The 18,712-nt window shown below is 76.4% G+C and carries 17 protein-coding genes and 1 pseudogene; 3 read left to right on the forward strand and 15 right to left on the reverse strand.

Annotation, left to right across the window (positions count from 1 at the left end; all coding sequences use genetic code 11):
* The 11 genes and pseudogenes from GTR00_RS02525 to GTR00_RS02575 all read right to left on the reverse strand — a co-directional run.
* The coding region (locus GTR00_RS02525; protein ID WP_205704893.1) for an enoyl-CoA hydratase at nucleotides 1–796 on the reverse strand (796 nt) is incomplete at its 3' end.
* A complete protein-coding gene (locus GTR00_RS02530; RefSeq protein ID WP_166610081.1) occupies nucleotides 793–1,479 on the reverse strand; it encodes an RraA family protein in 687 nt (228 codons plus the stop codon). The genes GTR00_RS02530 and GTR00_RS02525, both read right to left, overlap by 4 nt.
* 122 nt (nucleotides 1,480–1,601) lie before the next feature.
* Nucleotides 1,602–2,801: pseudogene (locus tag GTR00_RS02535) on the reverse strand (iron-containing alcohol dehydrogenase); the annotation flags it as partial.
* 416 nt (nucleotides 2,802–3,217) lie between these two features.
* On the reverse strand, nucleotides 3,218–4,090 hold the full coding sequence (locus GTR00_RS02540; protein WP_166610082.1) for an amidohydrolase family protein: 873 nt from the start codon (nucleotides 4,088–4,090) through the stop codon (nucleotides 3,218–3,220).
* Nucleotides 4,091–4,137: 47 nt separating this feature from the next.
* Nucleotides 4,138–4,920, reverse strand: coding sequence for an enoyl-CoA hydratase (locus GTR00_RS02545; RefSeq protein WP_205704895.1), 783 nt, complete (start codon nucleotides 4,918–4,920; stop codon nucleotides 4,138–4,140).
* A 10-nt stretch (nucleotides 4,921–4,930) separates the two neighbouring features.
* Entirely contained in the window at nucleotides 4,931–6,112 is a 1,182-nt protein-coding gene (locus GTR00_RS02550; protein ID WP_205704896.1) for a CaiB/BaiF CoA transferase family protein, read from the reverse strand.
* Between the two features lie 102 nt (nucleotides 6,113–6,214).
* The gene (locus GTR00_RS02555) at nucleotides 6,215–7,579 is read right to left on the reverse strand and encodes an ABC transporter substrate-binding protein (RefSeq protein WP_166610083.1); all 1,365 of its coding nucleotides are present in this window, start codon (nucleotides 7,577–7,579) and stop codon (nucleotides 6,215–6,217) included.
* Between the two features lie 67 nt (nucleotides 7,580–7,646).
* The gene (locus GTR00_RS02560; protein WP_166610084.1) at nucleotides 7,647–8,543 is read right to left on the reverse strand and encodes a carbohydrate ABC transporter permease; all 897 of its coding nucleotides are present in this window, start codon (nucleotides 8,541–8,543) and stop codon (nucleotides 7,647–7,649) included.
* The gene (locus GTR00_RS02565; protein ID WP_166610096.1) at nucleotides 8,540–9,427 is read right to left on the reverse strand and encodes a carbohydrate ABC transporter permease; all 888 of its coding nucleotides are present in this window, start codon (nucleotides 9,425–9,427) and stop codon (nucleotides 8,540–8,542) included. The genes GTR00_RS02560 and GTR00_RS02565 overlap by 4 nt, the downstream gene beginning before the upstream one ends.
* Before the next feature lie 125 nt (nucleotides 9,428–9,552).
* Nucleotides 9,553–10,425, reverse strand: coding sequence for an NAD(P)-dependent oxidoreductase (locus tag GTR00_RS02570; RefSeq protein WP_166610085.1), 873 nt, complete (start codon nucleotides 10,423–10,425; stop codon nucleotides 9,553–9,555).
* A gap of 96 nt (nucleotides 10,426–10,521) precedes the next feature.
* Nucleotides 10,522–11,286 carry an RraA family protein gene (locus GTR00_RS02575; protein WP_166610086.1) on the reverse strand — a complete coding sequence of 255 codons (765 nt, stop codon included), beginning with the start codon at nucleotides 11,284–11,286 and terminating at the stop codon, nucleotides 10,522–10,524.
* Nucleotides 11,287–11,475: 189 nt separating this feature from the next.
* Between GTR00_RS02575 and GTR00_RS02580 the strand changes: the two genes are divergently transcribed.
* Complete coding sequence (locus tag GTR00_RS02580; protein WP_166610087.1) at nucleotides 11,476–12,186, forward strand: GntR family transcriptional regulator; 711 nt, start codon at nucleotides 11,476–11,478, stop codon at nucleotides 12,184–12,186.
* Here the strand turns inward: GTR00_RS02580 and GTR00_RS02585 are convergent.
* Nucleotides 12,176–13,192 carry a DMT family transporter gene (locus GTR00_RS02585; RefSeq protein WP_166610088.1) on the reverse strand — a complete coding sequence of 339 codons (1,017 nt, stop codon included), beginning with the start codon at nucleotides 13,190–13,192 and terminating at the stop codon, nucleotides 12,176–12,178. The two genes, GTR00_RS02580 and GTR00_RS02585, sit on opposite strands and share 11 nt — an antisense overlap.
* A gap of 35 nt (nucleotides 13,193–13,227) precedes the next feature.
* Between GTR00_RS02585 and GTR00_RS02590 the strand changes: the two genes are divergently transcribed.
* Nucleotides 13,228–13,806, forward strand: coding sequence for a TetR/AcrR family transcriptional regulator (locus GTR00_RS02590; protein WP_323132157.1), 579 nt, complete (start codon nucleotides 13,228–13,230; stop codon nucleotides 13,804–13,806).
* 131 nt (nucleotides 13,807–13,937) lie between these two features.
* Nucleotides 13,938–14,777, forward strand: a complete 840-nt coding sequence (gene nadE, locus GTR00_RS02595; protein WP_166610089.1) for an ammonia-dependent NAD(+) synthetase — start codon at nucleotides 13,938–13,940, stop codon at nucleotides 14,775–14,777.
* On the opposite strand, the gene GTR00_RS02600 is transcribed toward nadE, so the two are convergent.
* The 3 genes from GTR00_RS02600 to GTR00_RS02610 all read right to left on the reverse strand — a co-directional run.
* On the reverse strand, nucleotides 14,747–17,524 hold the full coding sequence (locus GTR00_RS02600; RefSeq protein ID WP_166610090.1) for a molybdopterin-dependent oxidoreductase: 2,778 nt from the start codon (nucleotides 17,522–17,524) through the stop codon (nucleotides 14,747–14,749). The two genes, nadE and GTR00_RS02600, sit on opposite strands and share 31 nt — an antisense overlap.
* Nucleotides 17,521–18,354: an FAD binding domain-containing protein gene (locus GTR00_RS02605; RefSeq protein WP_166610091.1), complete on the reverse strand. Its 834-nt coding sequence runs from the start codon at nucleotides 18,352–18,354 to the stop codon at nucleotides 17,521–17,523. The genes GTR00_RS02600 and GTR00_RS02605 overlap by 4 nt, the downstream gene beginning before the upstream one ends.
* Nucleotides 18,345–18,712: PucR family transcriptional regulator ligand-binding domain-containing protein (locus GTR00_RS02610; protein ID WP_205704899.1), on the reverse strand; the 368-nt coding region annotated here is incomplete at its 5' end. The genes GTR00_RS02605 and GTR00_RS02610, both read right to left, overlap by 10 nt.

Consider the following 18,712-nt stretch of genomic DNA (forward strand, 5'->3'; position numbering starts at 1 on the left):
GACCCTGCCACCGCGGGGGGCGGTGGTCGAGGAACGCGCGCACGCCCTCGCGGAAGTCCTCGCTGCCGTAGACGCGGGCGTAGACGTCGTCGTGCTCGGCGGCCGCGCCGCGCTCGTCGAGGCGGCGGCCGAACTCCTTGGCGGCGGCCACGGACAGCGGGGCGCACCGCGAGACCCGCCGCAGCAGGTCGGCGACGAGCCCGTCGAACCCCTCGGCGGGCACCACGGCGCGCACGAACCCCGCCGCCCGCGCCTCCTCGGCGTCGGCCAGCCGCCCGGTCAGCAGCAGCTCCGCCGTCAGCGCGCGGCCCAGCGCCGCGCGCAGCCGGGCGGTGGTGCCCGGGGAGACGCAGTTGCCCAGCGTGCGCGCCACGGGCGCGCCGAACCGCGCCTGCGGCGTGGCGTAGACGAGGTCGCAGCACGCCAGCAGCGCCAGGCCCCCGCCCACCGCCGGGCCGTCGACGAGGCCGACGACGGGCACCGGCAGCGCGCGCACGGCGTCCAGCACGCGGGTGATGCCCTCCTCGTAGCGCACGCCGTCCTCGCCGGTGCGCACGTCCAGGAGGTCGGCGACGTCGGTGCCGGCGGCGAACGCGCCGCCCTGCCCGCGCAGCACCACCAGCCGCACGCCGGGGTCGTCGGCGAGCTGCGCGCACGCCGCGCGCAGCTGCTCGTACATCCCGGCGGTCAGCGCGTTGCGGGCGGCGGGGTTGTCCAGGACGAGACGCACCAGGGCGCCCTCGCGGACCACGCGGGTCCGTCCGGGGCGCCCCGGCGCGCCGGCGGTCGTCGTCACCGGACGCTGTCGTCCAGCGGCAGGCCGGCCTTCTCGTACAGGGCGCGGCGGCCCTTCTTGTCGTTCTCGTTCTCCTGCCGCGCCCACTTCGCCACCTCCTCGGCGAACTCCAGCGGCACCGCGATCACGCCGTCGCCGTCGCCGACGACGATGTCGCCGGGCTTGATCTGCACACCGCCGACGGTGACGGGGATGCCGTACGTCTCGTACTCCACCCGGCCCTGGGTCATGGCCTGGTTGCGGTGGGCGGCGAAGATGGGCACGCCCTGGGCGACGCACTCGTCGTGGTCGCGCGCCCCGCCGGAGGTGACGATCCCCGCGGCGCCCTTGACGTGCATGTCGAGGGAGTTGTACGAGCCGATCTCCCCGCAGCCGGCGTCGGGGGACTCCAGCACCACGATGTCGCCCGGGCTCAGCTCCGCGTCCCACGGCTGGATCTGCACCTCCGCGTACCAGTACCTGCGGGCCCACTCGGTGTACTCGTCGCCGGTGATCGCCGGGACCTGCTTCTGCGTGACGCGCGAGCGCACCGTGAACGCCGGTCCGCAGAACCTCATGCCCTCGGCGATGGGCATGATGGAACGGTCGACGCTGCCCTTGTTCGGCATCCCGATCCAGTCCAGCCCGTCGCGCACGTCCGCCACGCGCAGGCCCTCGAACAGCTTGGCGACCTCGTTGCTCATGCTCTCCCCATCTCGGTCTCGGGCGCGGCCCCCGTCGGGCCGGCCCCGTTCGAGCGCCGTGCGGGCACGGCGCTGGTCGTGGTGGTGGTTCCGGTGGTGCTGCCGGCGGGTGCGCCCGCCGCCGCGGCGGCCTCCAGGTCGCCGGCGTGGGCGGCGCGCAGCAGCGCCAGGGCCGAGGCCTCGTCCAGCGGCCGGGGGTTGTTCTCCACCAGTCGCCGGGCGCTCAGCGCCCCGGCCGCCACCCGCGGCAGCAGCGCGGCGTCCAGGCCGAGGGCGGCCAGGTCGCGCGGGATCCCCACGGACGCCAGCAGCTCGGCCACGGCGCGCACCGCCGCGCGGGCCGGGTCCGGCGCGCCGCCGACACCCAGGGCCCCGGCCAGCTCGGCCAGCTCCGGGCCGCGCGCGGCGGCGTTGAACGCCATGACGTACGGCAGCAGGGCGCCCACGCCGAGGCCGTGCGAGGTCCTCGTCAGCGCTCCCACCGGGTACTGCAGGGCGTGGGCGGCGGCGGTGCCGGCGGTGCCGAAGGCCAGGCCGCCGGCCAGGGCGGCCAGCACCATGCCCGAGCGGGCGGTGAGGTCGTCGGGGACCTCGCACGCCCGGCGCAGGTGCGCGGCCACCGAGCGCACCGCCAGCAGCGCGAACACGTCGGTGATCGCGCCCTTGCCGACGAAGACGCGCTCGTGCGACAGCCCCGGCGTCAGCGGCCGGCGCACGGCCGTGAACGCCTCGACGGCGTGGCTGAGCGCGTCGGCGCCGGCGGCGGCGGTGACCGCCGGCGGGCAGGTCAGCGTCAGCTCGGCGTCGCACACGGCGGCCGCGGGGACCAGGTGGGGGCTGGAGATGCCCACCTTGGTGGCGCGCTCGGGGTCGGTGACCACCGCCACGGGCGTGACCTCCGAGCCGGTGCCGGCGGTGGTGGGCACCGCCACCACCGGGGCGGTCGGCCCGGGCACCAGGTTCTCGCCGTAGAAGCCCTGCACGGGACCGGGGTGCGCCAGCGCCAGCGCCACGACCTTCGCCAGGTCCAGGCAGCTGCCGCCGCCCAGGCCGACGACGACGTCGGCGCCGCCGCGGCGGGCGGCCTCCACGGCGCGCGGCACCTGCTCCACCGGCAGCTCGGGGGCCGCCTCGTCGAAGACGCTCACGCCCAGCCCGCGCGAGCGCAGCAGGGCGACCAGCTCGCCCAGCGCGGGGCCGGCGGCCAGGTGCGGGTCGGTGACGACGAGCGCGCTGGTGCCGGTGCGGGCGACGACCTCCCCCAGCGCGTGCCGCTGACGCAGGAGGAGGCGGCGCACCTGCGCGGGCACCCCCGCCACCAGGGACCCCGGCGGCACCAGGGAGCCCTCGCGCACGACGGCGCCGGCGGCGACCAGCGAGCCGCGCCCCAGCCGCGCGCCGGTGAGCACCACGGCGCCCATCCCCACCAGGCAGCCGTCCTCGACGGCGCAGCCGTGCAGGACGGCGCGGTGGCCCACGGTGACGTCCTCGCCCAGCAGGACCGGGCCGTGCTCGTCGGCGTGCACGACGCAGCCGTCCTGCACGTTGCTGCCGTCGCCGACCTCCACGCGCGCGCCGTCGGCGCGCAGCACGCAGCCGTACCAGACGCTGGCGCCGGCGCCGAGGTGCACGTCGCCGGCGAGCACGGCGCCGGGGGCGACCCACGCCAGCGGGTCCACCCGCGGCACCCGCTCACCCAGCGCCAGCAGCAGCGGCCCGCCCACGCCGCCCGCGCCGCTCACGCCGTGCCCGCCGGGACGGCGGCCGGCAGGGCGTACCAGCGGGCGGCGGTGCCGCCGAGGACGTCCTGCAGCTCGCGCGGGCCGGCCCCGGCGTGCGCGACGGCCCCGCGCAGGTCGCCCCAGGCGCGCCCGTGCCCGGCGCGCAGCAGCACGACGGGCCAGTTGCTGGCGAGCATCAGGCGGCCGGGGCCGAAGTGCTCCAGGACGTGCGCGACGTACGGGCGCAGCACCTCCGGGCGCCAGGACGACCAGGCGGTGAGGGCGTCCACGCCCACCGACACCTTCAGCGCCACGCCGGGCTCGCGGGCCAGCTCGGCGACCTGAGCGGCCCACGGCTCCCAGCCGCCGCTGTCCAGCGGCGGGCGGGCCAGGTGGTCCACGACCACCCGCAGCCCGGGCACCGCGCGCGCCAGCCGCACCACGGCCGCGACCTGCTCGGGGGTGGTGGGCACCACGTCCCAGGCGAGCCCGTCGGCGGCCAGGTCGCGGAAGAGGGCCACCACGTCGGGGCGCTGCAGCCACTCCAGCGGGTCGCGGCCCACCAGGGTGCGCACCCCGCACCACAGGTCGGTGCCGGCGCGCTCGCGCTCGGCGCGCGCGGCGGCCGGGTCGGCCAGGGGCAGCCAGCCCACGACCCCGGCGACGGTGCCGGCCTCGGCGGCGAAGGCCGCCAGCCGGTCGTTCTCCGCCGCCTCGTCCACCGACTGCACGAGCACGGTGGCGTCCACGCCGCTGCGCGCCAGGTCCGGGGCGAGGTCGGCGGGGGTGAAGTCGCGCTCGATCGAGGCGTGCGCCGCGGTCCGCCACGCGGACTGGTCGGCCTCCCCCGAGCGCCAGTAGTGCTGGTGCGCGTCCACGACGCCGCTCACGCGTGCTCCTCCGTCCTGCCGGGGCCGGTCGCGACCGGCCCGCGGCGTCAACGCCCCTCCCAGCGGGGGCTGCGGTGCTCCAGGAAGGCGCTGACGCCCTCGCGGAAGTCGGCGCTGCCGTAGCAGCGCCGCAGCAGGTCCTCGTCCTCGGCGCCGGCGCCGTCGGCGGCCACGCGCCGGTCCAGCTCCTTCAGCGCCGCCAGCGTCAGCGGCGCCCCGGCGCACAGGCGGCGCACCGCGTCGGCCACGCCGTCCTCGAGGTCCTGCGGCGCCAGGACCGCGTGCACGAAACCGGCCTGGGCGGCCTGCTCGGCGGGCAGCAGCCGCGCGGTCAGCAGCATCGCCATGGTGCGGCCCACCCCCAGGCGCCGCTGCAGGCGCGCCACGACGGGGGCGGGCAGGCAGTTGCCCAGGGTGCGGGCGATCGGCGCGCCGAACGCGGCCGCCGGGGTGGCCAGCAGCACGTCGCACACCGCGGCCAGCGCCAGCCCGGCCCCGACGGCCGGGCCGTCCACGACGCCCAGCAGCGGCACCCGCAGCGCCAGCAGCCGGTCCAGCACCGCGCCCACGCGCCGCTCGTAGGCCACGCCGTCGGCGCCGGTGAAGCCGGGGAACTGCGAGACGTCGGTGCCGGCGGCGAACGCGCCGGGCGCCCCGCGCAGCACGAGCAGGCGGGTGCCGGGGTCGGCGTCCACCGCCTCGCACACCGCGAGCAGCTCGTCGTACATCGCCCAGCTCAGGGCGTTGCGCCGGCGCGGGTTGCTCAGCTCGGCGTGCACCGCGGGACCCTCGCGGCGCACGAGGACCCGGCCGGGCGCGTCCACGCTCACGGTGCCACGCTCACGGTTCCACGACCGCCCGCTGCAGCACCTCGTCGGTGTGCTGGCCCAGCAGCGGCGGGGGGCGGCGGATGCTCGTCGGGGTCCCGCTCAGGCGCAGCGGCGAGGCCAGCACCGGCACGGTGCCCTCCACGGGGTGGTGCAGGTGCTGGACCAGGCCGCGCGCCTTCACGTGCGGGTCCTCCTCCAGCACCTGCCGGTAGTCCTGGATGGGCCCGGCGGGCACGCCGGCGGCGAGCAGCAGCTCGACCCACTCGGCGGTGCCGCGCTGGGCCAGGCGCTGCTCCAGGAGCTGCACGAGCTCCTCGCGGTGGCGCATCCGCTGCGGGTTGGTGGCGAAGCGCGGGTCGGCGGGCAGCTCGGGCAGCTCCAGCGCCGCGCACAGCCGGCGCCAGAGGCGGTCGTTGTTGGCGCCGACGGTGACGTGGCCGTCGCGGGTGGCCAGCGCCTGGTAGGGCGCGGACATGCGGTTGGCGGAGCCGAGCTTGGCCGGCACGCGCCCGGTCTCCCAGAACTCGGTGGACTCCCACACCGCCAGCGCCAGCGCGGACTCGAACAGCGAGGTCTCCACCCGCTGGCCGCGGCCGGTGCGGCGGCTGCTGGCCCAGGCGGCGAGGATGCCGACGGCGCAGAACAGCCCCGAGCCGAGGTCGGCGACCGGGATGCCGCTCTTGACGGGCCGGCCCCCCGGCTCCCCGGTGATGCTCATGACCCCGGTCATCGCCTGGGCGATGAGGTCGTAGCCGGGGCGGTCGGCGTAGGGGCCGGTCTGCCCGAACCCGGAGATGCTGGCGTAGACCAGCGAGGGGCGGATGACCGCCAGGGTGTCGTAGTCCACGCCCAGGCGGGCGGCGACGCCGGGGCGCCAGTTCTCCACGACGACGTCGGCGGTGGCGACGAGGCGGTGGAACTCCGCCAGCCCCTCGGGGGACTTCAGGTCCAGGGCGACGCTGCGCTTGTTGCGGTTCAGGGCCAGGAAGGCGCGGCTGTCCTCCCCGCGCCCGGAGCGCCCCCAGGAGCGGCGGGTCTGGTCGCCGGCGTCGGGGTTCTCGACCTTGACGACGTCGGCGCCGAGGTCGGCCAGCACCATCGTGCAGAAGGGACCGGCCATCACCTGCGTGAGGTCCAGCACCCGCATCCCGGTGAGCGCGCCCTCGGGCGCACCGCCGTGGTCGGTGTCCATGGTCTTCACCTCTCGTTCGGGGCGCCCGCCGGCGGCGGTGGCGCGGGCGGGGCGCTGGCGCCCCGCCCCCGCGGCCCGCGCCGGCGGGCGGTCACCGGTCGGTCACTGGGCGGCGGCCAGCGCCGAGTTCAGGTTGGCGATGAAGGTCTCGGCCGTGGCCCGCACGTCCGCGCCGTTGAGGCTGATGTCCTCGTAGGCGCGGGTGAACGCCGTCTCGAAGTTCGCCTGGTAGCCCGCCGGGTACAGCACGGTCGGCGGCTCGTCCTCGACGATCTGCTGGTACAGCTCCAGGGCGTGCCGGGTGGAGGGGTCCAGGGCCGGGTCCTGCAGCTGGGAGTCCAGCTCGACGGTGTTGGTGTTCGCGCCGTTGTTGGAGGCGAACAGGGCGTTGGCCTCGTGGTCGTTGACCCAGAAGTCGATGAACGCCGCCGCGGTGGGCACGTTGTCGCAGGTGCGCGGGATGGACCAGCCGGAGGTGAACAGCACCGTGCCGGAGGAGCCGTCCGGGCCGCTGGGCAGCTGGATGGTGGTGAGCTCCTGGCCGGGGGCGGCGCCGGCCAGGGCGCCGCGGGCCTGCCCGAGCTGGTTGCCGGGCTTGTTGTCCACCACCGCCCGGCCGGTGGCCACGTAGCTCTGCTCGACCTGGGTGGCCTCGGCGGACTTGTCCTGGGCGGTGGTGGTGACCCCGGCCTGGCGCAGCTGCTCCCACATCGTCCAGAACTCCACGAGGCGGTCCTGGGTGAAGGCGACCTCGCTGCCGTCGAACAGCTCCTCGCCGTGGGCGCGGACGTACTCGATGAAGTAGTTGGGCAGCCCACCGCCGAGGTTCAGCGCGGCCACGCCCTCGGGCAGGGCCGCGTCGGCGCGCTGGACGTAGTCGACGAAGTCGTCCCAGGTGTAGCCCTCGGCGGGCACGCCCACCCCGGCCTGCTCGGCCAGGGTGGTGTTGACCATGATCGAGTCGTAGGCGGCGCCGTAGGGGACCTCGTACAGCTTGCCGTCGGTGCCGCGGCCGGTGTCGAGGACCTCGGCGGGGATGTTGGAGACGTCGATGGCGCCGGAGTCGACCATCGGCTGCAGGTCCGTCAGCAGCCCCTTGCCGGCGTAGTCGTTGAGCTGGCGGCCCTGGAGCTGGACGACGCAGGGCAGGTTGCCGCTGGTGGCCTCGATGTTGAGCTTCTGGAAGTAGGCGCTGAAGTCGCCGAAGTTCGGGGTGACGGTGACGCCGGGGTTGGCCTTGACGAACAGGTCCGAGACGCCGTTGGTCTTCTCGACGCGCAGGCCCGAGCCCCAGAAGGACAGGCGGATGTCGCCGGTGACCTCGCCCTGGCCGGCGTCGGCGCCGGTGGCGCCCTCGGCGGGTTCGCCGCCGACCGAGGTGCCGCCGGTGCAGCCGGCCAGGGCGAGGGCGAGCAGTCCGGCGGCGACGCCGGTCGCGCGCCGGGTCGGGCGGTGGCTGGTGAACATCTTCGTTCCCTCCTGAGTACCGCGGGGTGCCGGCGGGTGGGGCCGGCGGGGTGGACGGTCGGGACGGCTACTTCAGCCCGCTGGTGGCGACGCCCTCGATGAGCAGGCGCTGGGAGACCAGGAAGAACCCCACGATGGGGGCGATGGCGACGGTCGCCATCGCGAACAGGGGGCCGAAGGAGGACACACCGGTGTTGTCCAGGAAGCCGTTGAGGCCGAGCGTGACGGTCCAGCGCTCGGGGTCGTTCAGGTACAGCAGCGGGCCGAGGAAGTCGTCCCAGGTGCGGATGAACGTGAACATCGCCGTGGTGCCGATGGCCGGCAGCGACAGCGGCAGGATGACCCGGCGGAAGATGCCCAGGTGCCCGCAGCCGTCCAGCCGGGCGGCCTCGTCCAGCTCCCGGGGCAGGGTGCGGATGAACTGCACCATGAGGAAGACGAAGAACGCGTCGGTGGCGAGGAACTTCGGGACCGTCAGCGGCATGATCGTGTTGATCCACGCCAGCTCGTTGAACAGCACGTACTGCGGCACGATCGTCACCTGGTAGGGCAGCAGCAGCGTGGCCAGGACGAGCGCGAACAGGGCCCGCTTGAAGGGGAACTCCAGCCGGGCGAAGGCGTACGCCGCCAGCGAGCACGAGACGACGTTGCCGACGATGCACAGGACGGCGATGACCAGGGAGTTCAGGAAGTACCGCGAGAAGTTCAGGGTGCCGTAGCTCCACCCCTCGCGGTAGTTGTCCAGGGTGAACCCGCTGGGCCACAGACCCAGCGTCCCGAACGCCTGGTTCTCCGGGCGGAACGAGGCGCCCACCATCCACAGCAGCGGGTAGAGGATGACGAACAGGACGGCCAGCAGCAGCGCGTGGCGGGCGGCGGCGCGCACCAGGGCGTTGCGCGAGGGGCGCCGGGGGAACACGGGACGCAGCACCGCGGGCTGCCGGGCGGGGGCTTGCGTGCTCATCTCTCGTCTCCGTAGTGGACCCAGAAGCGTGCGGTGGCGAACATGGCGGCGGTGAACGCGCCCAGGACGACCAGCAGCGCCCACGCCATCGCCGAGGCGTAGCCCATGTCCAGCTGGGTGAAGCCGCGCTGGTACAGGTACAGCGTGTAGAAGAGCGTGGAGTCGGCCGGGCCGCCGGTGCCGCCGCTGACGACGTACGCGGGCGTGAACGCCTGGAACGCGTTGACGGTGGTGAGCAGGACGTTGAAGAAGATGAGCGGGGACAGCAGCGGCAGCGTCACGCTGACGAAGCGGCGCACCGGTCCGGCGCCGTCCACCTCGGCCGCCTCGTACAGGTCGCGGGGCACCTGCTTCAGCCCGGCGAGGAAGATGATCATCGGTGAGCCGAACGTCCACACGCTCAGCAGCACCAGGGTGTACAGGGCGGTGTCGGGGTCACCGATCCACGTCCGGCCCTGCACGCCCACGGCCCGCAGCAGGGCGTTGACGACGCCGTCGCCGGCGAACAGGTGCCGCCACAGCAGCGAGACCGCGACGCTGGCGCCCACCAGGGAGGGCAGGTAGAACGCGGCCCGGTAGAACGGCAGGAACCGCATCGCCCGGCTGAGGACCAGGGCCACGGCCAGGGAGACGACGAGGATGGCCGGCACGGCGACGGCGACGTAGACGACGGTCACCTCCACCGACTTCGCCAGCCGCGGGTCCTCCAGCATGGCGCGGTAGTTGTCCAGCCCCGACCACTCCGGCGGCGTGAGCAGGTCGTAGCGGGTGAAGGACAGGTACAGCGAGTACAGCATCGGGCCGAGGGTGAGGCCGACAAGGCCGACCAGCCACGGCAGCAGGAACCCGTACGCCGCCAGCGCCTCGCGCGCGCGCCGGCTCATCCGCGGCACGCCCGGGTCCCGCTGCGCGCCGGCGCCCGTCCCGACGGACCCGCCGCGCGGGTCGCGGCCGGCGGCGCGGTGCTGCGCCGCCGCCCCGGTGCGCGGGGCACCGCCCCGCACGCTGCTCACCGCCCGCCCCCGCCGGCCGCGACCTGCGCGGCGTGCGCCTCGACGCGGTCGGCGAGCACCTGGGCGAGAAGCCCCGCCACGGGCACCCGCAGGTCGCACGCCCGGGCGGCGGCGACCACCTCGAACAGGTCCTTGCTCCAGGGTCGTTCCGAGCGCGCGGTGCCGGCGGCGTCGTAGGCGGCGACGGTGCGGTCGAAGAACCCCCAGTTCCGGGCGACCCAGGAGTCCCCCGTGCTGGAGGCCACGGCCTCGAACACCGTCCCCGCCTCCACCCCGTGCGCGGCGGCCAGGTCCAGGGCCTCGTGCACGCCGGCCAGCGCGGAGAGCATCATCAGCTGGTTGGCGAGCTTGGTGGCCGCCCCCGCCCCGGCGGGCCCGACGTGCAGGACCTGGCTGCCCTCGTCCTGCAGCAGGGGGCGCACCCGTTCCAGCACGTCGGCGTCGCCGCCGGCCATGATGGTCAGGTCGCCCTCCTCGGCGCGGTCGGCGCCGCCGCTGACCGGGGCGTCGAGCAGCCCGGCGCCGTGCTCGGCCGCGACGTCGGCGAGCCGGGCGGCGGTGCGCGGCATCACGGTGCTGTGCACGACCGCGGTGCGCCCGGGGCCGCCGGCGGCGAACCACCCGCCGGGGCCGTCGAGCAGCGACTCGACCGCCTCGTCGTCGGGCACGGCCAGCAGCAGGACCTCGCAGCCGGCGAGCCCGGCCGCCTCCTGCACGACCCGTGCCCCGTCCAGCCCGCGCGCCCTGGCGGGGTCGCGGTCGAAGACGGTGAGGGACCAGCCGGCCCTGAGCAGGGCCGAGGCCATGGGACGGCCGATGTTTCCCAGACCGGCGAAGCCGACGGTCGTGGTTCCTGGCGACGCTGCCATTTCTCCTCCCGGAGAGGTGTGCGGGAGCGGGTACCGGCGGGGGAACCCCCGCGGGGGTTCCCCGGCGGGGGTTCCCGGTCCGGTCCGCGGGTGGGGTCAGACGCCCTCGTAGTAGGCCAGGACGGCCTCGACGTCGACGGTGGAGTCCATCGCCTTGCCCTGGGCGGCGTAGTGCCGGCGGCGGGCGTTCATGTCGGCGAGCAGGATGGCGCGGGCGTGCACGGCCACCTCGTGCGCGACCTCGGCGGGCACGACCACGACGCCGTCGTCGTCGCAGCCGACGACGTCGCCGGGGCGCACCTGCACCCCGCCGCAGGCGATGGTGCCCTGCGCCTCGACGACCTCGATGCGCCCGGGGATGATGGTGCGCCCGCGGTAGCGGCTGACCACGGGGGTGCGCTGCTGGACGACCTCGGCGGTGTCGCGGCAGTACCCGTCGGTGACGATGCCGACCGCGCCGCGCCCGACCGCGGCCAGGGAGTTCTCCGAACCCCAGAAACCCACCTCGGGGCCGCCGCCGGACTCCATGACGACGACGTGCCCGGGCGGCAGGTCGTCGGGCAGGCGGGCGGCGGGGTGCTTCTCGAACCAGATCCGGTGGGCCTCGACGATGTCCTGGGTGGAGTCCAGCCTCCACATCGGCTTGTTCGAGGGCACGGCGCGCAGGGTGGCGGCCTGCCCCCAGAACCTCATGCCCGACCACAGCGGCCGGACCTCGCGGTCGACCAGGGTGAGGTTGAAGTAGCCGATGCCGTCCAGGGCGTCGGCGACGTCGCACACCCGCAGGTGCCGGTAGAGGCTGTTGAGGTCGTCCGCGTCGGCGCGCTCGGGGGCGCGGGTGCCGGGGTCGGTCAGCGACATGGTGGTCCTCTCGTCGGTGAGAGCGCTCTCGGGAGGAGGCGGCGGGGACCACGGGTCGTTGTGGCCCTCCGTCGCGCCTTCGCCTATTGTCTACAACCGACAGGACGAGCAGCGCAAGGGGTTCGAGGAGGGGGATCCTGGTCCCCGGACCGACCGTCTGCCCGGACAGTGACGTCGAGGAGACCCGCGATGACCGCAGCCCGCACCCCCCTGGCCCCGCTCCCGGCCGGGGCGCCCCCGCGAGCGGCCCGGGGCCGCGCCCGCATCGAGGCGCCCAGCCTCGTGCACCTCGCCGCCGACGCGGTGCGCGGCATGATCCTCTCCGGCCAGCTCGCCCCCGGCGACCGGCTCCTGGAGGAGCGCCTCACCGAGGAGCTGGGCATCAGCCGCCCCCCGCTGCGCGAGGCGCTGCGGCTGCTGCAGCAGGAGGGGCTCATCGAGACCCGCCCGCGCCGCGGCTCGGTCGTGGCGACCCTGACGGACCAGGACGTCTACGAGATCCTCACCCTGCGCTCGGCCCTGGAGCGCCTGGCCGTGGAGCTGGGCGTGCCCGTGCGCGCCCCCGAGCGCCTGGAGGTGTGCCGGCAGGCGCTGCGCCGCATGGAGGAGTGCGCCGCCGCCGAGGACCGCGGCGCCCTGGTGCGCAGCGCCTACGACTTCCACGCCTCGATCGTGGCGCTGGCCGGCCACCGCCGCCTCGACGACAGCTACGCCGCCGTGCAGCAGCAGGTGATGCTCTGCATGGCCCGCAACCTCTACACGCGCGAGCACGAGTACGAGGACCTGCCCACCCACGTCGCGCGCCACCGCCACCTGCTGGAGACCATCGAGGGGGGCGACCCCGACGCCGTCCTGGCCGAGCTGGCCGTGCACGGCGAGCGCTCCTTCCTCAAGCGCTGAGGCCCGGGCCGCACCGGCGCCCGTGCCCGGCGCGTCCCGGGCGCGCTGGGGGCCCGAGCCCGTCGTCGCGCCCGCGCGCGGCGACCAGGCGGGTGGCCAGCAGGGCCAGGGCCAGGCCCGCCACGGTCATCGGGGTGACGGGTTCGCCGAACAGCGCTGCCCCCCACGCGGTGGTGACCGGCGGGACGCAGAACATCAGGCCGTTGACGGTGACGACCCCGACGCGCTCCACCAGCAGCCAGTACAGCCCGTAGCCGCCGAAGGTGGGGAAGAGCACCAGCCAGGCGGTGGCGATCCAGAACCGCGGCTGCTCGGGCACGGTGGCCGCGCCGCCGAGCACGGCCAGGGCGGTGAAGAGGACGGCGGAGGTGGTGCAGTGCACCGCCAGGTCGCGCAGCGGCCGGGGCCGCGAGCGGGCCCGGCGCTGCAGGAAGGTCGCCGCGACCAGGCACAGCATGCCCGCGACGGGGACGGCGTACGCCCACGGCGGGGCCGTGCTGCGCGGGGAGGTGGCGTCGGCCCAGGTGACCACGAGCACGCCGGCCAGCCCGAGGACGAGGCCCACCCGCTGCCGGCCGGCGACCGCCACGCCCAGCAGCGGGCCGGCCAGCACGGCCACCACCAGCGGCTGCACGCCGTCGACGAGGGCGGTGGTGCCGGTGCTGACGCCCAGCCCGATCGCCCAGTACACGGTGACCAGGTAGCCGGACTGCGACAGCGCGCCGACGGCGACCTGGCGCAGCAGCTCCCGGCGCCGCTCGCGGCGGGCGGCCGGGGGCGCGGGGGGTTCGCGGCGGGCCTCGCGCCACCGCCCGAGCGCGGCGAGCGGGGCGAGCACCAGGGCCAGCGGCACCAGGCGCCACACGAGCACGGTGCGCACGTCGGCCTCCTGCGCGCCGAGCTTGGCGCCCACGAAGCCGGAGGACCAGCACACGACGAAGAGCACCGACAGGGCGGCGGAGAGCACCGCGCCGCGCCGCCGCAGTAAACCGATCGGTATACCCATGCCCCCACAGTAACCCGATCGGTATAGTCACGCTCGTGGACGCCACCGCCATCGACTGGACGCCGGGGGCCCGCGCCGTGCTGGCCGCCGCCTCGGAGCTCTTCTACGCCCACGGCCTGCACGCCGTGGGCGTGGAGGCCGTCGCCGAGCGCGCCGGCGTCACCAAGAAGACCCTCTACGACCGCTTCGGCAGCAAGGAGCGGCTGGTCACCGAGTACCTCGCCGCCCGCGACCGCCGCTGGCGGCACCTGGTCGCCGAACGCCTCGACGCCGCCGGCCCGAGCGCCGCCGAGCAGCTCGACGCCCTCTTCACCGCCGCGCGCGAGTGGGCGCGGGCCGAGGGCTTCAACGGCTGCGCCATGCTCAACGCCCACGCCGAGCTCGGCGCCGGCGAGCACCCGGCCCGCGAGGTGGTCGCCGGGCAGAAGCGCTGGACGCTGGAGCTGTTCCGCGGCATCGCCGAGCGCTCCGGCGCCCCCCGCCCCGAGCAGCTGGCCCGCGCGCTGCTCCTGCTGCACGAGGGCGCCGTGGTCTCCCACGGCGTCGGCGTCGTCGACGACGCCTTCGAGGCCGCCCGCCTGGCGGCGCTGGCCCTGCTGCCCGGCACCCCCTGACCCGCCGCGCCCTGAGCGCGCCCCGGCGCGGCGCGGTTGGCGGGCGGCACCGCCCCGGGGGAGGCTGGCCCGCAGCGCGCCGCGCACGGTGCCGGCGCAGCGGCGCGCGGGCGCCGGGGAGGAGGAGCGCGGTGGCGGACACCACGACCGGCGGCCGGGCGGGCCGGGTCAGCGGAGAGCAGCGCGCCATCGCCGCCGAGCTCGGCGTCAGCGCCGGCTTCGACGCGCGGGAGGAGGCCGAGCGCCGCACCGCCTTCCTCGCGGACCTGCTGCGCACCTCCGGCGCGCGCGAGCTCGTGCTGGGCATCAGCGGCGGCGTGGACTCCGCCGTGACCGGGATGCTGTGCCGGCGCGCCGTGCAGCAGGTGCCCGGCACCCGCTTCACGGCCGTGCGCCTGCCCTACGGCCGGCAGTTCGACGACGCCGACGCCCGGGACGTGCTGGAGGCGGTGCAGGCCGACGAGGTGCTCACCGTCGACGTGCGCCCGGCCAGCGACGCGGCCCTGGACGCCGTCGTCGCCGCGGGCCTGACGTTCACCGACGACGCCCAGCGCGACTTCGTGCACGGCAACGTCAAGGCCCGCGAGCGCATGGTCGTGCAGTACGCCGTCGCCGGCGCCCGCCGCGGCCTGGTCGTCGGCACCGACCACGCCGCCGAGGCGATCACCGGGTTCTTCACCAAGTACGGCGACGGCGGCGTGGACGCCAACCCGCTGTCCGGGCTGACCAAGCGCCGGGTGCGCGCCCTGGGCGAGCTGCTCGGGCTGCCCGCGCACATCGTCACCAAGACGCCCACGGCGGACCTGGAGACCTCCCGCCCCGGGCGCGCCGACGAGGACGCCCTGGGCCTGACGTACGAGCAGATCGACGACTTCCTGGAGGGCCTGCCCGTCGAGGACGACGTGCGCGAGCGGCTCGTGCGCTACCACGCCACCACCGCTCACAAGCGGGCGCTGCCGGCCACCCCCTGAGGCGCGCGCCGCCCCCGCAGCGCCCGCCACACCCGGTCCGCGCGCATCGGCAGCTCCCGCAGCCGCACCCCGACGGCGTCGAACACCGCGTTCGCCAGCGCCGGGGCCACCGGGTTGTACGGCGCCTCGCTCATCGACTTCGCCCCCAGCGGGCCGACCTCGTCGCAGGTGTCGGCGAACAGCACCTGCGTGGTGCACAGGTCCGCGGCCCGCGGGGCGTGGTACTCGCGCAGCGAGACCGTCAGCGGGCTGCCGTCGGGGTGGCGGCGCACCTCCTCGAACAGCGCCGAGCCGACCGCCTGGGCGACCCCGCCCTCCACCTGCCCGCGCAGCTGCACCGGGTTCAGCACGGTGCCGGCGTCGACGGCGTGCACCGAGCGCAGCAGCCGCACCTCCCCGGTGCCGGTGTGCACGGCCACGCGGAAGCCCTGCACGTTGAACGCCACCGAGCGCAGCGCGGCGTCGTCGGTGCCGTCCGCGCGCGGCTCCGCGCCGGTGGTGCGCAGCGCGTGGGAGTGCACGTCCGCCAGCGCCGCGAAGCGCTCCCCGCAGCGCACCCCGCCCGGTTCCAGGACCGCGGTGAGCGCCTCGGCGCCCAGCAGCTGCGCACCCAGCTCGCGCACCCGCGCGGCCAGGCGCCCGCACGCCGTCAGCACCGCCCTGCCCGCGACGACGGAACCGGCGGAGCCGAACGCGCCGGTGTCGTGGCCGGTGACGTCGGTGTCGGCCTGCCGCAGCCGCACCCGCTGCGCGGTGGTGCCCAGCGCCTGCACGGCGATCTGGGTGTGCACGGTGGTGGTGCCGTTGCCGAACTCCGCGGTGCCCACGCACACCTCCCACGTGCCGTCGGGCAGCAGGCGCGCGGAGGCCTCGGCGAAGTGCCCGCGCGGCGGCACGGTGGCGATCATCGACAGGGCGATGCCGGACCCGGTGCGCCACTCCGGGCCCTCCGGGGCCGGCTCGCCGCCCAGCGGCAGCTCCCGCTCCACCAGGTCCAGGCACTGGTCCAGGCCGTAGCTGCCGAAGCGCAGCCCGTCGTCCTCGCCGGTGAGCGCCGGGTCGGAGGTGGCGACGAACCGGTCGCCGGGCACGACGACGTTCCTGCGGCGCAGCGCGAACGGGTCCAGGCCCAGCTCGCGCGCCAGCTCGTCCAGGGCCGACTCCAGCGCGAACACCACCTGCCCCAGCCCGTACCCGCGGAACGCCCCCGAGGGCGTGGAGTTCGTGTAGACCGCGCGCGCGTCGACCTTCTTGTTCGCGCACCGGTAGGTGGCCACCGACTCGTGCACGGAGTGGAACATCACCCCCGGGGAGTGGTTGCCGTACGCGCCGGCGTCGGAGAGCAGGTCCACCGCCAGCGCCGTCAGGGTGCCGTCGGCGTCGGCGCCCAGGCGCACCCGCACCTCCACGGGGTGCCGCACGGGCAGCGCCGTGAGCACCTCCCGGCGCGTCGTCTCGTACTGCACGGGGCGGCCGGTGCGCAGCACCGCCAGGCCCACCAGGTCCTCGGTGAGCATCTCCTGCTTGCCGCCGAAGCCGCCGCCGACGCGGGCGGCGAGCACGCGCACCCGCTCGCGGCGCAGGCCCAGGACGCGGGCCAGCTCGTCGCGCACCAGGAACGGCACCTGGGTGCTGCTGCGCACCACCAGCCGGCCCTCGCCGTCCAGCCAGCCGACCGCGCCGTGCGTCTCCAGCGCCACGTGCGACACGCGCGCGGTGCGCCAGGTGCCCTCCACCACCGCGTGCGCGCCGGCCAGCGCCGCCGCCACGTCGCCGACCTCGCTGTGCAGCTCGGCGACGACGTTGCGGCCCGGGTCCGCGATGCGGCAGGCGGCGCCGTCCTTGTCCGCGTGCAGCAGCGGCGCCCCGGGTTCCGTCGCCCGCCGCGGGTCCAGCACGGCGGGCAGCACCTCGTACTCCACGACGACGCGGCGCAGCGCCTCCTCCGCCAGCGCCACCGACTCCGCCACCGCCACCGCCACGCGCTGGCCGTGGTGGCGCAGCACCGGGTCCAGCACGAGGGTGTCGTCGGGGTCGTCCAGGCGGTCCTGGTGCCGGCCGGTGGAGAACAGCACGGCGGGCGCGTCCCGGTGGGTCAGCACCAGGTGCACCCCGTCGAGGGCCTCGGCGGCGGCGGTGTCGATCGCGGTGATCCGCGCGTGCGCGTGCGGGCTGCGCAGCACCGCCGCGTGCAGCAGCCCCGCCGGCACGTCCCCCTCGGCCAGGTCGAGGGTGTACGGCTCGGTGCCGGTGACGACGCGGTGCGCGGCCGGCGCGGCCACGGCGCTGCCCACGCCCCCGCTGCGGGCCAGGGGTTCCAGCTCACCGCCGGCCACCGCCTCGCGCACCGAGCGGTAGCCGGTGCACCGGCACAGGTTGCCCTTCAGGTGCTCGTCGAGGTCGGCGCGCTGCTCCTCGTCCAGGGCGGCGGCGGTGACGACCATCCCGGGGGTGCAGAAGCCGCACTGGAAACCGGCCGCGTCCACGAACCGCTGCGCCACCGGGTGCAGCGCGCCCGCCGGGGCCAGCCCCGCGGCGGTGGTGACCTCCCGGCCCGCCGCGCGCAGCGCCGGGTACAGGCACGAGTGCACCGGTGAGCCGTCCACCAGCACGGTGCAGGCGCCGCAGTCGCCGGTGTCGCAGCCCTTCTTCACCGACGTGCAGGCGTTCTCGCGCAGCAGGGTGCGCAGGCACTGCCCCGGGCGCGGGTCCACCTCGGCGCCCACCCCGTCGACGGTCAGCTTCACGACGCCCCTCCCAGCTCCTGCACGACCTGCGCGACCGAGCGCAGCGTCACCGCCCGGCGCCAGTCCGGGGCGCCGTGCACGTCGTCGAACCAGCCCGGTCCCGCGGCGACCGCGGCCCGCAGCTGCGCGGCGGCGCTCGCGGGGGCGGGCGGCACCGACCAGCGCAGCACCACCGGGCGGGCCACGGCGGCGGTGACCGCCAGCGTGAACGCCCCGTCCTCGTCCAGGCGGCCGGTCACCAGCGACGCCGAGCGGCCCAGCCGGTGCAGCGAGGTGCGCCGGAACGCGGTGCGCGCGCGCAGGGCCCGCTCGGGCAGGTCCACCGCGCGCAGCACCTCCCCCGGGCGCAGCGCCGTGCGCCGGTCGCCGAGGACGAGGTCGGCCACCGGCAGGTGCCGCGTGGAGCCGTCCGCGCCCCACAGCTCGGCGGTGCCGTCCAGCGCCACCGCCAGCGAGGTCAGCGCCCCCGCCGGCAGCGCCAGGCACACGTTGCCGCCCACGGTGGCCGCCGAGCGCACCGTGGGCGGGGCCAGCAGCGCGCGCACGCACTGCCGCAGCAGCGGGTGCGCCGCCCAGCCCGGCCGCGCCGGCAGCGCGCCCACCTCCGCCACCGGGCACGTGGCCGCCAGGCGGAGCCCGGCCGCCGTGGCGCTCCACGGCTCCCAGCCCAGCGCCGTCAGGTCCACCAGGGTGCGCAGGTGCGGCTGCTCGCAGGAGAACAGCCACGTGCCCCCGGCCAGCACCGCGGTGCCCGGCGCGCCGGGGTGGGCGGCGGCCAGCGCGGCGCGGTCCCGGACCGCGATGATGGCCTCGATCGTATTCAGGTCCACGGGCGCTGGCCCTTCTTCAGACGGTGGGGGTGCGTGTGCGGGTGCACGACCTGCTGCCCGGGCGCGGCGCCGCGGGCGGTGGTGCGGGCGGTGGTGCGGGCGCTGACCTCGTGGAAGGGCAGGTCGGCGGGCACCGCGAACAGCGGCAGCCCGTGCCGGCGCGCGGCGGTGACGACGTCCTCGGGCACCTCGCCCAGCAGGCCCTCCCCGACGGCCAGGGCGCTGGCCCCGGCCTCGGCGACGGCGGCCACGAACCGCTCGCTGTCGCCCGGCCCGCGCCGCCACACCAGGCCGGTGAGGACCAGGTGCGCCACGCCCACGTAGCGGCCCGGGTCCAGCAGGTCCACGGTGCTGGTGC

The sequence above is a fragment of the Kineococcus indalonis genome (assembly GCF_009906395.1).
GTDB classification, from domain to species: Bacteria; Actinomycetota; Actinomycetes; order Actinomycetales; family Kineococcaceae; genus Kineococcus; species Kineococcus indalonis.